The organism is Phenylobacterium soli (assembly GCF_003254475.1).
In the GTDB taxonomy this organism is placed as follows: domain Bacteria; phylum Pseudomonadota; class Alphaproteobacteria; order Caulobacterales; family Caulobacteraceae; genus Phenylobacterium; species Phenylobacterium soli.
In genome coordinates, this window is sequence record NZ_QFYQ01000001.1 from 2,931,109 (window position 1) to 2,945,116 (window position 14,008).

General features: G+C 70.1%; 14 protein-coding genes. 5 read left to right on the top strand and 9 right to left on the bottom strand.

Annotated elements, in window-relative coordinates:
- Window positions 1-43: 43 nt before the first annotated feature.
- The 5 genes from DJ017_RS14585 to DJ017_RS14605 all read right to left on the bottom strand — a co-directional run bounded on the left by DJ017_RS14585 (window position 44) and on the right by DJ017_RS14605 (window position 5,903).
- Window positions 44-2,269 carry a TonB-dependent receptor gene (locus tag DJ017_RS14585; RefSeq protein WP_111529396.1) on the bottom strand — a complete coding sequence of 742 codons (2,226 nt, stop codon included), beginning with the start codon at window positions 2,267-2,269 and terminating at the stop codon, window positions 44-46.
- A 201-nt stretch (window positions 2,270-2,470) separates the two neighbouring features.
- The gene (locus DJ017_RS14590) at window positions 2,471-3,178 is read right to left on the bottom strand and encodes a TetR/AcrR family transcriptional regulator (protein WP_111529397.1); all 708 of its coding nucleotides are present in this window, start codon (window positions 3,176-3,178) and stop codon (window positions 2,471-2,473) included.
- 99 nt (window positions 3,179-3,277) lie between these two features.
- Window positions 3,278-4,453, bottom strand: coding sequence for a zinc-dependent alcohol dehydrogenase (locus tag DJ017_RS14595; RefSeq protein ID WP_111529398.1), 1,176 nt, complete (start codon window positions 4,451-4,453; stop codon window positions 3,278-3,280).
- Window positions 4,450-5,049: a hypothetical protein gene (locus DJ017_RS14600; protein WP_111529399.1), complete on the bottom strand. Its 600-nt coding sequence runs from the start codon at window positions 5,047-5,049 to the stop codon at window positions 4,450-4,452. Before DJ017_RS14600 ends, DJ017_RS14595 begins: the two co-directional genes overlap by 4 nt.
- Window positions 5,050-5,114: 65 nt before the next feature.
- Entirely contained in the window at window positions 5,115-5,903 is a 789-nt protein-coding gene (locus tag DJ017_RS14605; protein ID WP_111529400.1) for an SDR family NAD(P)-dependent oxidoreductase, read from the bottom strand.
- A gap of 172 nt (window positions 5,904-6,075) precedes the next feature.
- Between DJ017_RS14605 and DJ017_RS14610 the strand changes: the two genes are divergently transcribed.
- Window positions 6,076-6,414 carry a YciI family protein gene (locus DJ017_RS14610; RefSeq protein WP_111529401.1) on the top strand — a complete coding sequence of 113 codons (339 nt, stop codon included), beginning with the start codon at window positions 6,076-6,078 and terminating at the stop codon, window positions 6,412-6,414.
- Here DJ017_RS14610 and DJ017_RS14615 read toward each other — a convergent pair.
- Window positions 6,411-7,052 carry a glutathione S-transferase family protein gene (locus DJ017_RS14615; protein ID WP_111529402.1) on the bottom strand — a complete coding sequence of 214 codons (642 nt, stop codon included), beginning with the start codon at window positions 7,050-7,052 and terminating at the stop codon, window positions 6,411-6,413. The two genes, DJ017_RS14610 and DJ017_RS14615, sit on opposite strands and share 4 nt — an antisense overlap.
- 57 nt (window positions 7,053-7,109) lie before the next feature.
- On the opposite strand from DJ017_RS14615, the gene DJ017_RS14620 reads away from it, so the two are divergent.
- Together DJ017_RS14620 and DJ017_RS20960 are read left to right on the top strand one after the other, a co-directional pair.
- Window positions 7,110-7,934: a uracil-DNA glycosylase gene (locus tag DJ017_RS14620; protein ID WP_111529403.1), complete on the top strand. Its 825-nt coding sequence runs from the start codon at window positions 7,110-7,112 to the stop codon at window positions 7,932-7,934.
- A 66-nt stretch (window positions 7,935-8,000) separates the two neighbouring features.
- Complete coding sequence (locus DJ017_RS20960) at window positions 8,001-9,614, top strand: lytic transglycosylase domain-containing protein (protein ID WP_111529404.1); 1,614 nt, start codon at window positions 8,001-8,003, stop codon at window positions 9,612-9,614.
- On the opposite strand, the gene DJ017_RS14630 is transcribed toward DJ017_RS20960, so the two are convergent.
- Window positions 9,549-9,992 carry a glycosyltransferase family protein gene (locus tag DJ017_RS14630; protein WP_111529405.1) on the bottom strand — a complete coding sequence of 148 codons (444 nt, stop codon included), beginning with the start codon at window positions 9,990-9,992 and terminating at the stop codon, window positions 9,549-9,551. The two genes, DJ017_RS20960 and DJ017_RS14630, sit on opposite strands and share 66 nt — an antisense overlap.
- A gap of 79 nt (window positions 9,993-10,071) precedes the next feature.
- Between DJ017_RS14630 and DJ017_RS14635 the strand changes: the two genes are divergently transcribed.
- On the top strand, window positions 10,072-11,148 hold the full coding sequence (locus DJ017_RS14635; protein WP_227000154.1) for a PA0069 family radical SAM protein: 1,077 nt from the start codon (window positions 10,072-10,074) through the stop codon (window positions 11,146-11,148).
- Here the strand turns inward: DJ017_RS14635 and DJ017_RS14640 are convergent, their stop codons facing one another.
- Window positions 11,149-12,432 (bottom strand): class I SAM-dependent RNA methyltransferase, encoded by a 1,284-nt coding sequence (locus tag DJ017_RS14640; protein ID WP_111529407.1) that lies wholly within the window; start codon window positions 12,430-12,432, stop codon window positions 11,149-11,151.
- Window positions 12,433-12,576: 144 nt separating this feature from the next.
- Between DJ017_RS14640 and DJ017_RS14645 the strand changes: the two genes are divergently transcribed.
- Window positions 12,577-13,200 (top strand): glycine zipper 2TM domain-containing protein, encoded by a 624-nt coding sequence (locus DJ017_RS14645; protein ID WP_111529408.1) that lies wholly within the window; start codon window positions 12,577-12,579, stop codon window positions 13,198-13,200.
- Window positions 13,201-13,258: 58 nt separating this feature from the next.
- On the opposite strand, the gene DJ017_RS14650 is transcribed toward DJ017_RS14645, so the two are convergent.
- Window positions 13,259-14,002: a TlyA family RNA methyltransferase gene (locus DJ017_RS14650; RefSeq protein ID WP_111529409.1), complete on the bottom strand. Its 744-nt coding sequence runs from the start codon at window positions 14,000-14,002 to the stop codon at window positions 13,259-13,261.
- Window positions 14,003-14,008 lie beyond the last annotated feature (6 nt).

A 14,008-nucleotide genomic window follows, 5' to 3' on the forward strand; every position in this document is an offset into this window, starting at 1 on the left:
CCGAGGGGCGCGGCCAGAAGCGAACGGGGAGGAAGTTCGTCGCTTAGAACTTGGCTTCCACCGACACGAGCACGGTGCGCGGTGGGCCGTAGAAGGCGCTGACCGAGTTGCCGTAGAAGACGGCCGCGCTCTGCGGGAAGTTGTAGCCGCCGACACGGTAGCGCTCGTCGGTGAGGTTGGTCCCCTTCAGGCTGACCCGGTAGCGATCGCCCGGGGCGGTCCACACCAGGCTCGCATCGACCAGCCAGTAGGCCTTCTGGTCGAGGATCGAGGGCGTTTCGAACATCGAGAACTTGTCGCGGTAGGAAACCGACGGCGTGAAGGCGAGCCGCCCGTCGGCCAGGTCCACGCCGTAGGTGAAATAGGCCGAGCCGGTCCATTCCGGGGTGTTCTGGAAGACGCGGCTGTTGGCGAAGTCCTCCACCAGCTTGGTCGCCGGGTTGTAGGCCTTGTACTCGTCGAACTCGGCTTTGATGTAGCCGAGCGTGGCGCCGGCGGTCAGGTTCGAGGTCAGCGAGGCCGTGCCTTCCAGCTCGACGCCGTACATGTGCGACTTGCCGATGTTCAACACCTGGCTGGCGATCGAAGCGCCGACCGGGGTCTGCACCGTCACCTGCTGGTCCTTGTACTTGGCGTAGAACAGGGCCGAGTTGAGCGACAGGCGGCGGTCGAAGAAGTAGCCCTTCAGGCCGCCCTCGTAGCTCTCCACCGTCTCCGGCGCATAGCCGTTCTTGGAGCTCGGGGTCAGGATCTCGTCGGCCCGCATGTCGAAGCCGCCGGACTTGAAGCCCTGGCTGTAGGAGACATAGCCCGTCAGGTCCGGATCGAACTTGTAGCTGACGCTGACCCGCGGGGTGAACTTCGAGAACGAGCGGCTGTTCGTGAAGTTCGAGCGCACCAGGCCCGGCACGGCGGCCGCGTTGCCGAACAGCGGGCTACGGATGCCCGTGAAGTTCTGGCGATAGACGTGGCCTTCCTTGTCGTCCTTGGTGTAGCGGCCGCCGAACGAGACCTTCAGGGCGTCGGTCACGTCGTAGCTGAAGTCGGCGAAGGCCGAGTAGCTCTCGGTGTCCACATAGCCGGCCGTGGCGATGGTCAGGTTGAGCTGGCCGACGACGGTGTCGAAAGCGCCCGCCGCCGTGGCGTTCAGGTAGTAGACGCCCGCCACGCCCTGCAGCTTCTCGCCCGTGTAGAGCAGCTGCAGTTCCTGGGTGAACTGGTGGTCGGCGTAGTAGCCGGGGATGTCGAGCAGCGGCTGCGGCAGTTCGTCGAAGTCGATGATCGTCTTGGTCTTGCCGTTCCGGTAGGCGGTGATCGACTTCAGCTTCAGGGTGTCGGAGAGGTCCCATTCGCCGGTCAGCGACAGGCCCTTGGACTCCACGTGGTTCTTGTCGCCCGCCCCGGCGTAGGTGTCGTAGACATTGGAGGGCGGCGCGCCGCCGGCGATCGGCTGGCTCAGGATGTTGAGCGCCGGCACTTCGCGGTGGCCGTGACGCGGCGCGGAGTCGTCCTGCACCATGTCCCCGGCCAGGCGGAAGAACAGCTTCTCGGTCGGGCTCCACTCGAGCGTGGCGCGCATGGCGTCCACGTCCTTGTTGTAGTGCTCCGCGCCGGTGTTGAGGTTCTTGCCGTAACCGTCGTGGCCGAAGTGGCCGTAGGTCAGGCCCATGCGCAGGGTGTCGGTGAGCTTGCCCTTCACCGACGCGACGGCGTCGAACTCGTTGTACGAGCCGTAGGTCCCCTTGACCTTCACCTCGGTCTGGTCGCCGATCTTGGCGGTGACGTACTTCACCGCGCCGCCGATCGTGTTGCGGCCGTAGAGCGTGCCCTGCGGGCCGCGCAGCACTTCGATGCGCTCGATGTCATAGACGTCCAGCACCGCGGCCTGCGGGCGGGCGACGTAGACGTCGTCGACATAGAGGCCGACGCCGGGCTCGAAGCCCCACAGCGGATCCTGCTGGCCGACGCCGCGGATGAAGGAGATCAGGGTCGAGTTCGAGCCGCGCGCCACCTGCAGAGTCAGGTTCGGCGTGAACTGCTGCAGGGTGGTGATATCGCGCGCGCCCTGCTGTTCGAGGCGCTCCGAAGTGACGGCGGTGACCGCGACCGGCACGTCCTTCAGGGATTCTTCCCGCCGGCGGGCGGTGACCACCAGCTCTTCGACCGCGCTGACGCCCTGGCCTTGCGAGGCCGTTTGCGCACTGGCGATGGCCGGAATGGCGGCGCAGGCGGCGCCCGCCAGGAGCGCCGTCTTCAACATGGCTTTCATCAAGCTCCTCCCCTGGGTCTCCCGTCCGGTCCCCCATGGCGCGGACGACGACCCGGTCAGTTTTTTCACCGAATGGCGAATTAGGCGCGTAGATGCCGTGCATCGCGCGCCGCGCGCCAGCACCTGCCGCGACGGAATGCCGTGTTTTTAATCAACTGATGAATTTACGTCACAGTCGAGCTGCGGAGCGCCGGGCGGGCTTCAATGGGCCGGGCGACGCGCGATGATCTCTTCCAGCCCCGCCGCGCAATAGGCGAACAGGCGCGCGCGCACCGCCTCCATGTCGTTCGACCGGCAGAGGCCGTCCGACAGCTGATCGATGCGGCCGGTCTCCGACAGCGCCAGCATCATCGAGCCGGTGAGGAACTGGTAGCACCAGTAGAGGTCGCGGATCTCGGCGTCCGGCCGGGCTGCCTTCAGGGTATCGATCAGGCGGCTCACCACCGGGTCGAAGAACCGGTGCATGGTCTCCCCGCCCCAGGCCGGGGTGTTGTTCACCAGGGCGACGAGCCGGAAGTAGTTCCGCCAGCCCGGGTCGCCGGTCATGGAGAAGTCGATCAGCGGGCCGATGAACGCCTCGATCACGCCTTCGACGGTCATGTCCTGCGGATGGGCGGCCCGATAGGCGGCCATGGCGTCGAGCCGCGCCTGGTTCAGGATCTCGGCGCGCCGGGCAAACACCGCGTCGAACAGCTCGCGCTTGGCGCCGAAGTAATAGTGGATCAGGGCGGTGTCGACGCCCGCCTCGGCCGCCACCTGACGAACGGTGACGCCATAGAAGCCGTGACGCGAGAACAGCTCCTCGGCAGCGTCCAGGATGACGCCGCGCAGGTCGGGTCCCTCGCCCTTCCTGCGCCGTCCCCGACCGCTCGCCGGGGCCTTTTCGCCTGTGCTCTCGCCGCCGGCCATACCCGCCTTCTCGGCTGGCTTGGCCGTTCGGACAAGCCCCGCCGTGCAGCGGGGCCGCCGATCGCCGGGAAACCGGCCCTCACCTGGTCGGTCAACTGCTCAGGGCTTGAGCACCACCTTCACGCAGCCGTCCTGCTTGTCCCGGAAGGTCTGGTACATCTCCGGCGCCCGGCCGAGCGGCACGGTGTGGGTGACCACGAAGGTGGGATCGATGTCGCCCTCGTCGATGCGCCGCAAGAGGTCGTCGGCGTACTTCTTCACGTGCGTCTGGCCGGTGCGGACCGTCAGGCCCTTGTTCATCAGGGCGCCCATGGGGATCGCGTTGGAGAGGCCGCCGTAGACGCCGGGGATCGAGACCGTGCCGCCGGCCTTGCAGGCCATGATCGCCTCGCGGAGCGCGATCGGCCGCTCGGTCTCGAGCTTCAGCGCGGTCTGCACCTTGTCGATGAGCTCCAGCACCTTGGTCGGGCCGTGGGCCTCGATGCCGACGGCGTCGATGACCTTCTCCGGACCATGGCCGTCGGTCATGTCCTTCAGGGTCTGGATGACGTTGATCCCGGTCCGGTCCAGCGCCTCGGCGCCCTGGGCGCGGGCCATGGCCAGCCGCTCCGGCACGTCGTCGATGGCGATCACCCGCTTCGCGCCGAGCTTGAGGGCGGCCAGGATGGCGAACTGCGCCACCGGTCCGCAGCCCCAGATCGCCACGGTGTCCTCGGGCTGGATGTCGGCCTGGTCGGCGGCCTGCCAGCCGGTCGGCAGGATGTCGGAGAGGAAGAGGTAGCGTTCGTCCTCGCCCGCCTTGGGGATCTTGATCACCGTCGTCGCCGCGTAGGGCACGCGCAGGTACTCGGCCTGGCCGCCTGCGTAGCCGCCTGTGATGTGGGAGTAGCCGAACAGGCCGGCCACGGTGTCGCCGAAGAAGGCCTTGGCGAGGTCCGCGTTCCGGTTGGTTCGCTGGCAGAGCGAGAAGTTGTGCTTGCGGCACTGCTCGCACTCGCCGCAGACCATCTGGAACGGCACCACCACCCGGTCGCCGACATTGAGGCCCTTGTCCCTGGCCTCGGATCCGACCTCGACCACCTCACCCATGGGCTCGTGGCCCATGACATCGCCCAGCATCATGGTCGGCACGAAGCCGTTCATCAGGTGCAGGTCCGAGCCGCAGATGCAGGTCGAAGTGACGCGGATGATCGCGTCCTTCGGATCCTCGATCCTCGGATCGGGCACCTCCTCGCAGCGGATGTCCTTCTTGCCCTGCCAGCAGATCGCCTTCATCGCCTCGCCTCCGACACGCAGTTCCGCTTCACATTGGTCATCCGGATGGCCGTGATCACGTCGAGCGCGGTCACCGCCAGCACGAAGCCCAGGGCGGCCTTGGCCGCGCCGCGCTGGGCGTTCCGCGGATTGTCGAGCGCCTTGAGGACGGCGATATCGAAGGCGTCGCCCGCCACCCGCGTCCAGAGCATGCCGGACTTGGTCGGATCGCCGGCCAGGGTCAGGCCGGTCCACATCTCGCGCAGGCCGAAGATCGCCTGGATCACCGGCGCCGGGGCGTCGACCCCGAGGGTCCGCGCCACGCTCTTGGGGAACATGAGCCCCCAGACACCGAGGCCGATGGCGGTCATGCCGATGTTCATGGAGAGCGTCGGGCTGACGGCGGGCCGGGCCCGGACCCGGTCGGTGGACAGATGCATCTTCTTGCCGGACGGCCCGATCGCCAGGCGCGGCGAGCGGGACATCTGCTGGACGCGCTTGGCCGGCGAATAGGAGATCTTCTCCTTCACCTTCGCCAGCACGTTGGGGAAGTCTTTGGATAGGCCGTCGGGCGAGCGCCCGTTCGGCCGGGCCTGGCCGGTGTCGGCAAGGGTCATGCGACGCCTCCTTCGGGTGAGACCATGAGAAGCCGCCGGGGGCGGCCGATGTTCCGGTCGTCCGTTCAGGACTGGCCGGAGCCGGGCTCGGCCATCTTGCGGTGCATCTCGGCGAGCTGGCTCTGGGGCGTCACCGCGGCCATGGCGGCCTGCATCTTGTTCTTCATGCCGGCGACCACGTCGCCCTCGCCCTTCATCATCGCCTCGAACCCAACCTTGGCGACCATGGCCGGATCGTCCTTCTTGCCGGTCCCGACCTTGGTGTCGGAGAGGCCCGCGCGCTCGAAGAAGTCGGTGTCGGTGGCCCCGGGCATCAGGCAGGTGACCGTGATCCCGGTGTCCTTCAGCTCGTTGCGCAGGGCGAAGGAGAAGCTGTCGATGAACGCCTTGGTGCCATTGTAGACGGCCTGGAAGCTCCCCGGCATCAGGCCGGCGATGGAGCCCGTGAACAGCACACGCCCCTTGTCGCGCTCGCGCATGCGTCCGACCACCTGATGCACGAGGTAGAGCGTGCCGGTGACGTTGGTGTTCAGCACGTGCATCCAGTCGCTCACCGCCTCGTCCAGGAAGGCGTGGCCGAGGCCATGGCCGGCATTGGCCAGGAGAACGTCGACCGGCCGTCCGCCGATCAGCTCGACGAGGCGATCCACGCCCTCGCGCTCGGCAAGGTCGACCTGCAGGTGGTCGACGTTCGCCCCCATCTGGCGGAAGGCCTGGGCGGCTTCGACGATTTCCGGCCGGTCGGCGGCGATCACCAGGTCGTGGCCGTTCTCGACGCAGAGCTTGGCGAGTTCGTAGCCGATGCCCGACGAAGCGCCGGTGACCACGGCGAGCGGTCGAATGGAATCTGACATGACGGATGTCCCTCAGGGTCTGGGTTCGCGCGCCCAACCGGGGTCCGGAGGGGGCAGTTCCGTCACGTTTCGAAAAAGCGGTCCGCCGCGCCGCGCTATTGTCGGAGCGCCCAGGCGCCGGACGTCCTAGGATGCGGACGCGGCACGCGCGTCCTCACTACAGGAGACAACCATGGCCAAATTCCTCGCCGTCTTCACGGGCTCGCCGGAGGCCGCTGCGGCGGCCGGACCGATGGACGACGCCACCGTCGCCAAGGGCATGGAGGCCTGGGGCGGCTGGATGGAGCGCCACGCGGCTCAGGTGGCCGAAACCGGCGGCCCGCTCGGCAAGACCAAGAAGGTCTCCAAGTCCGGGACCTCCGACATCAGCAACAACCTCGCCGCCTTCGTGATCGTCGAGGCGGATTCGCACGAGGCCGCGGCCAGGATGTTCGAGGGCCATCCGCACTTCACGATCTTCCCCGGCGAGGGCGTGGAGATCATGCCCGTCCTGCCGATCCCGACCCGCTAGGGGTTCAGCCACTCCGTCAGCCCCTCGCGCCGGCAGAGCTCGAGGAAGGCGGGCCGCGCGCGCATGCGCTGCACGTAGCCCGCCAGCCGCGGCCAGCTCGTCGCCGGCCGCTCCATGTTGCGCGACCAGCGCATCAGCATGGTGGCGAGGAAGTCGGCGGTGGTGACCTTTTCGCCGAGAAGGTAGGGCCGGCCGTCGGTCAGCAGCTCGTCCAGGCGCGTCCAGACCGCCTCGACCTTGGCCTTCGCCAGCGCCTGGACGTGGGCCGCGCCCTCGGGCGCGCCGTCCTTGCCGGCGTAGAACCAGTCGCGGAATGGCGGCGAGAGGTTGTTGGCGAGGTAGACCATCAGCTCCAGCCAGCGCGCGCGGTCCGTTGACCCGGGCGCGGGCGCGAAGCCGTGCTCCGGATGGCGCTCGCTCAGCAGCATGAGGAGCGCCGCCGACTCGCCATAGGCCTCCCCGTCGATCGCCAGGGTCGGGACGCGCCCCTGGGGATTGAGGCGCAGGTAGTCGGCGCTCTTCTGGGCGCCGCCCTCCAGGTCCACCGCCTCGGCCCGGAAATCCACGCCCAGCTCGATCAGCATCCAGTGGACGCATAGGCTCGCCGTCCCCGGTGCGTAGAAGAGTGTGTATGTCATGGCGCCTGAGGTAGCAGATTCCTTCTCCCGCGGCGGCGGAGCGGCTAGGATCGCCCTGTGCCCGTCGCCGAACCGACCGACCGCCTGATCGCCGAAAGCCTGCTCGCCTTCTGGGCGGACGCCGGTGTCGACGCCGTGCTGCTCGACGCGCCGGTCGATCGCATCGAGGCCGGGCGCATCGTTCCGCCCCAGCCGCCGGCCCGCAAGGTCGCCGCGGCGCCGGCGCCGGCCGCGGCCCGGGCGGGTCAGCCCGACATCTCCGCCGCCATCGCCGAGGCCCAGGCCCGCGCCGCCGAGGCCGACAGCCTGGAGGCCCTCAAGGCCGCCATCGCCGCCTTCGACGGCTGCCCGATCAAGTTCGAAGGCGCCGCGCGCCAGTCGGTCTTCTACCGCGGCGCCGAGGATGCGCCGGTGATGGTGGTCGGCGAAGGCCCCGGGGCTGAGGAAGACGCCCAGGGCCTGCCCTTCGTCGGCCGCGCCGGCCAACTGCTCGACCGGATGCTCGCCGCCGCCGGCCTCAGCGATCGGGTGATGATCACCAATACCGTCTTCTGGCGACCTCCGGGCAACCGCACGCCCTCGCCCCAGGAGCAGGCGATCTGCGCCCCCTTCGTCGAGCGCGCCGTGGCCCTAGTGAAGCCGAAGGCCCTGCTGCTGGTGGGCGGCGCCTCGGCCAAGTCCATGCTCAAGCGCGAAGAAGGCATCCTGTCGCTGCGCGGGCGCTGGTTCGAGTGGCGCTCGGCCGACGGCGGGCTCGAGCTGCCGGCCATGCCGACGCTGCATCCGGCCTTCCTGCTGCGCCAGCCTGCGGCGAAGAAGCGCGCGTGGGCGGACCTTCTGACCCTCACCGAAAGGCTTGATCGTCCCCTGAGGCCCGGTTAGCCCTTGGTCGGGGACTTCAAAGAGGACCGCGGACCGTCTCGCTTCGGGGGGCGTCGCGGAGACGGCATGACGCTGACGAAGCGCCTGCAGGTCGGGGCCGCCGTGCTCGCCTGCGCCGCCGCCATTTCGACCGCCGCGGCGGCGGAGACCCCGCACGCGCTCTCCACCGATGACGCCGACCGCTATGTGGCGGCCTTCCAGGACGTGGAGCGCGGCGACTTCATCGACGCCCAGATGAAGGCCGCGGACATCAAGGACAAATCGCTCCTCGGCTACCTCTCCTTCCGCCAGCTGATGCATCCCACGGCGCACAAGGCCGCCTTCGACGAGCTGTCGGACTGGCTGGCGCGCTTCCGCGACCTGCCGGTGGCCGACCGCATCTTCGCCCTGGCGGCCAAGCGCAAGCCGGCCGACGCCGCCGATCCGCCGCAGCCGGCCCTGCTGCTGGGTGACGACCCCGGCCACGCCGAACTCGCCGCCGCCTCGGATCGCGCGCAGAAGGCCCGCGACGCCTTCTTCGCCGGCGATCTGCAGCGCGCCCTGGAGTTGGCGCCGGCGGCCGGCGAGCGGTTCATCGCCGGCATGGCCGCCTATCGCCTCAGCCAGTTCCGCGAGGCCCAGGCCTACTTCGCCGAGGTGGCGCGCGACGGCGCGCGCGACGCCTGGACCCGCTCGGCCGGCGGCTACTGGGCCGCCCGCTCGTCCGAGATCCTCGGCGAGAACGACAAGGCCAAGATCTTCCTGCGCGCCGCCGCCCAGGCGCCGGACACCTTCTACGGCATGATCGCCGAGCGCCGGCTGAAGCTGATCGCCGGCAAGACGCCGGACGCGCCCTCCATCGATGGCCTGATCCGCGCCGCCTACAGCCGTCCGCCAGCCGAGGTGATCGACTTCGTGGCGGCCGACAGCCGGGCCCACCGCGCCGCCGCCCTGGCCCAGATCGGCCGGCTGCAGGAATGCGGCCAGGAGCTGCGCGCCGGCCTGGCGCTCGCCCGCACCGAGGAGGAGCGCGCCCGCTGGGGCAAGCTCGCCCAGACCCTCGGCATCTCCACCGACGCGCCGGCGCCGGGCGTCGCGCCCCGGATCGCGGCCCGCGCCGACTACCCGACCCCGGACCTGCAGCCGCGTTCCGGCTTCACCATCGATCGCGCCCTGGTCTACGCCATCGTCCGCCAGGAGAGCGGCTTCAACCCGCAGGCGGTCTCGCCGAAGGGCGCGATCGGCCTGATGCAGCTGATGCCCGACGCCGCCGCGCGCGCCGCCGGCGACGACAAGCTGAAGGCCGACATGAGCCCGATGTTCGACCCGGCCATGAACCTGCGGGTCGGTCAGGACTATCTCACCTGGCTGATGGAGCGCGGCGTCGGCCCAGACATCCTCCGCGCCGTGGCGGCCTACAACGGCGGGCCGGGCCTGGTGAACAAGACGGCCCAGGCGCTCGGCCCCGACGCCGACGACCTCCTCCTGATCGAGAGCATCCCGGCCTTCGAGACCCGCGCCTACGTCCAGAAGGTGATGGCCGGCTACTGGACCTATCGCCAGCTGTTCGGCCAGGGGACGGCGAGCCTCGACGCCCTGGCCGGGGGCGCCCGCCAGGTGGACGCCCGCCTCGACCTAGCCGATCCGGCGCGCGCCACCGCTCAGGGCGCGGCGCAGGCGATGCAGGTCGGGATGAACTAGGCCGGCGGCCTTCGCCCGGCCGATCAGCACCGCGCCCGGGGCCCGCCGCAGGAAGCCGCCGCCCTCCCCCGTCACGATGGCCTCGCGACCGCCCTCGCGCAGGTGCAGGGCCAGGGCTTCGATCCATCCCAGGCGCGGCCGGAAATCGGCCCCCATGATCAGCAGCAGGTCGGATCTCGCAGCTCCGATGGCCTCGGCGAGGTCCTGGGCCAGCTCCGCGCCGGTCTCCTCGCGCAGCACCTGAAGCAGCTCCTCCGGGCCGCCTCCCGCGATCGTCGCCTCCCTGACGAGGCCCTCCACCGCAGCCGAGGTCAGCACCGCCAGAACCCCTGGCAGACGCTCCCCCTCGTTCTGCGCCTCGACAATCACCGAAAGCATGGCTCGACCTGCCCGCGCCACGCGGGGCCCGTCAACTTGGTTCTTGTTTCGTTCTCGTCGCGCGGATAGGCTTGCCTCCGTGACGACCTTCACCCAGCAGATCCGCGGGCGCGGCGCCCGCTCCAACCGCAGCGGCCGCTACGAGGCGGAGGCCCGCGAGGCCTTCGACGACGGCTGGACCCTGGACGACGAGGTCGTCGACACCATCAGGACCACCGTCTCGCCGGAGAAGGCGAAGGTGATCATCACCCGCAATGACAGTCCCGACGTCGGCTTCAACCGCTCCATCAACCCGTACAGGGGTTGCGAGCACGGTTGCATCTACTGCTACGCCCGCCCCGCCCACGCCTACATGGGCCTGTCGCCGGGGCTCGATTTCGAGAGCAAGCTGTTCTTCAAGCCCGAGGCCGGCCGGCTGCTCGAGAACGAGCTGAGAAATCCGCGCTACACGCCTGAATTCATTCATATCGGTGGCAACACCGATCCCTACCAGCCGCAGGAACGGGCCCTGCGCGTCACCCGCCAGGTGCTTGAGGTCCTGGAGCGCTTCAACCACCCGTTCTCGATCATCACCAAGTCGGCCCTGATCCTGCGCGACCTCGATGTGTTGGCATCCAGCGCTGAGAAGAACCAGGTCCGCGTGGCGATCTCCATCACCACCCTCGACCGCACGCTCGCCCGCTCGATGGAGCCCCGCGCCGCCACGCCCGAGCGCCGGCTCGAAGCGGTGAAGCGCCTCTCCGAAGCCGGCGTGCCGGTGGTGGTCATGTTCGCCCCCTGTATCCCCGGCCTCAACGACCATGAGATGGAAGCCGTCCTGGAGCGGTCGGCCGAAGCCGGCGCGGTCGGCGCCGGGTATGTGGCCCTGCGCCTGCCGCTGGAGATCAAGGACCTCTTCCAAGAGTGGCTCGCCAGCGACCACCCCGACCGCGCCGCGCGGGTCATGTCCCTCGTGCGCCAGATCCGCGGCGGCAAGGACTACGACAGCCAGTGGGGCAAGCGGATGAAGGGCGAGGGGCCGATCGCGGCCCTGATGTCGCGCCGCTTCGCGACCGCCAGGAAGCGCTACGGCCTCGACCGCCCCCTAGCGCCCCTCGACCTCACCCAGTTCCGCCCACCGCCCAAAGCCGGCGATCAGCTGGCGCTGTTCGGATGATCAGCGCTGGAACACCCCTACGAGTTCGACGTGCGGCGACCACAGGAACTGATCGACCGGCAGGACGCGCTCGAGCCGGAAGCCCGCGTCGATGAGGGTGCGGGAGTCGCGGGCGAAGGTCGCCGGATTGCAGGAGACGCCGATCACCCGGGCCACACCAGAACGCGCGAGCTCGGCCGTCTGTTCGGCCGCGCCGGCGCGGGGCGGATCGAACACCGCCACGTCCACGCGCTTCAGCTCCTCGGCCAGGACAGGCCGGCGAACGAGGTCACGCGCTTCGGCGGTGACGCCCTTCAGCCCGGGCGCGCTGGCCAGGGCGGCGGTGAGCGCCCTCACCGCCTCGCCGGCGAAGTCCGCCGCCAGCACCGGCGCGATCTCGGCAAGGCGGAAGGTGAAGGTGCCGACGCCGCAGTAGAGGTCGGCGATGCGGTCCGCGCCCGCGGCGGCCTCGGCCACGAAGCCGGCCATCGCCGCCTCCGCCTCGCGCGTCGCCTGGAGAAAGGCGCCGGCCGGCAGGGCGACGGTGGCGGCGCCCAGGCGGACCGTCGGCTGGCGTGCCATGTAGGCCACCTCGCCGTCGAGGGTGACCCGTGCGAAGTCCGCCTCCGCGGCGCGCTCGGCGAGCTGCATCCGGGCGTCGGCCGAAAGGCCGCCGGACTTCCGCTCGACCCCGGAGATGTCGATGTCGATCCCGGTGTCGGTCAGGGTGACGTGCAGCGTTGGGGCCGATTTCGGGTGCTCGAAGAGCGGCGCGGCTAGGCGCTTCATCGCCGGGATCGCCGCCTGCAGCTTCGGGTCGGCGATCGGGCAGACGGCAATATCCACCAGGTCCCAGGACTTGCGGGCCTTGTAGCCGAGCCGGGCGGCCTCTGCTGACCCCTTGCGGGCGTGCAGGGCCAACCGGCGACGGGTCGCAGGCGCCGCCGCGAAGGCCGGCAGGATCTCGGCCTCGATGTGCTGGCGCGCCAGGGTGCCCGCCAGGCGCTCGACCTTCCAGGCGAGGTAGGGCTCGTGCGCCCAATGCTGAAGGGCGCAGCCGCCGCAGGCGAGGAAATGCGGGCACGGCGGCTCGACGCGCTCGGCGCTCGGCGCGAGCACCTCGACGAGCGACAGCCGCTCGCCGCCGCCCTCGGCGCGGACGCGCTCGCTCGGCAGGGTGAACGGCACGAACCGCGGGCCCGCGGCGACGCCGTCGCCCTCGCCGCCCATGGCCTCGATGACCAGGTCGACCGGAGGGCCGGGCGGCGGCGGGGCGGGCCTTTGACGGCGTTTGTGGGGTCTCATGGTGTCCTGCCCTGCGCCGCGCCGCTGAATTCCTGATGAACGAAAATGAACGGCTCGGTTGGCCGCCGTTCAGACAAGCCCCTGCATAAGCTTCCCGGAGAGCGGCTCAACTGCCGCGCATGCGTTTCGAGAGAGGGGACTTCCATGAACCGTTCGAGCTTCGCCAGGGGCGTGGCCGCCGCGGTCGCCGGCGCGATGGCGCTGGGCGCGGTCGGCGCTTCCGCCCAGGCCCAGCCCTACGGCCAGTACGGGTACTACGGCAATGGCGGCGGCTACTACGATCCGTGTCGCCGCGAGGCCAACGGGCGCGGCATCACCGGCGCCCTGGTGGGCGGCGGCCTCGGCGCCGTGATCGGCAGCCAGGTCTCGGCCAACCACCACCGTTCGGACGGCTCGCTGCTGGGCGGCGCGCTCGGCGCCCTCGTCGGCGCCGGCGTCGGCAACTCCTCGGCCGCCTGCCGCAACGGCTATGCGCCGAGCTATGGCCCTGGCTACGCCCCGCCGCCCCCTCCTCCCCCGCCGCCGGCCGCCTACAACAGCTACGGCGACGATGGTTATGACCGGCCCTATCGCTACGAGGGCCGCTACGAGGATCGCGACTGGGCCTACGGGCGCCACGGCGAGCGCTTCCGCATCGCCCAGGGCCGCGTCGGCGCCGACGGCTGCACCCTCGCCGAGAGCCCGATCTACCTCCCCGATGGTCGCGTCCAGAAGCGCTTCGTGCGCGTCTGCATGGACTCCGACGGCCGGTATCAGGTCGTCGACTGAGCGTAGAGTTTAGACGTCGAGCCGACCTGAAGCGCCGCGGGGCCGTCCCCCCGCGGCGCTATTTTTCTGCGCCCGCGTCCTTGCGCGCCCAGAGCAGCCATTCGCGGTTGCCGTCGCCGCCGGCGATCGGGCTGTCGGCGCTCGCCTGAACGGGCCAGCCCGAGGCGGACAGGAACTCGGCCACGCCGGCCAGGGCCTCGGCGCGCACCGCCTCATCCTTGACGAGGCCTCCCTTGCCGATGCGCTCGGGCCCGACCTCGAACTGCGGTTTCACCAGGGCGATGAGATCGGCGCCGTCCCCGGCCAGGCCCAGGGCCGCCGGCAGGGCCTTGGCGAGGCCGATGAAGCTGACGTCGGTGACGATCAAGCCCGGGCGATCCGGGATCATGTCCGGGGTCAGGGAGCGCGCGTCGAGGCCTTCCAGGCTCACCACCCGCGCATCGGCCGCGAGCCGGGAATGAAGCTGTCCCCGCCCGACGTCCACCGCATAGACCTTCGCCGCACCCCGGCTGAGGCAAACCTCGGTGAAGCCCCCTGTGGAGGCGCCCACGTCCAGCACCACGCGCCCCGCCACCTCCACCGGCCAGAGGTCGAGGGCTTGGACGAGCTTGAGCGCGCCGCGGCCGACCCACGGATGGGCAGCCGTCGCTACGATCTCGCAGGTCTCGTCGATCGCCTCCGAGGCCTTGGCGACCGGGCGTCCGTCGGCCGTGACGCCGCCGGCTTCGATGGCCGCGCGCGCCTTGGCGCGGCTCTCGAAGAGGCCGCGCTCGACCAGCAGGACGTCGGCGCGCTTCCTCAGGCCGCC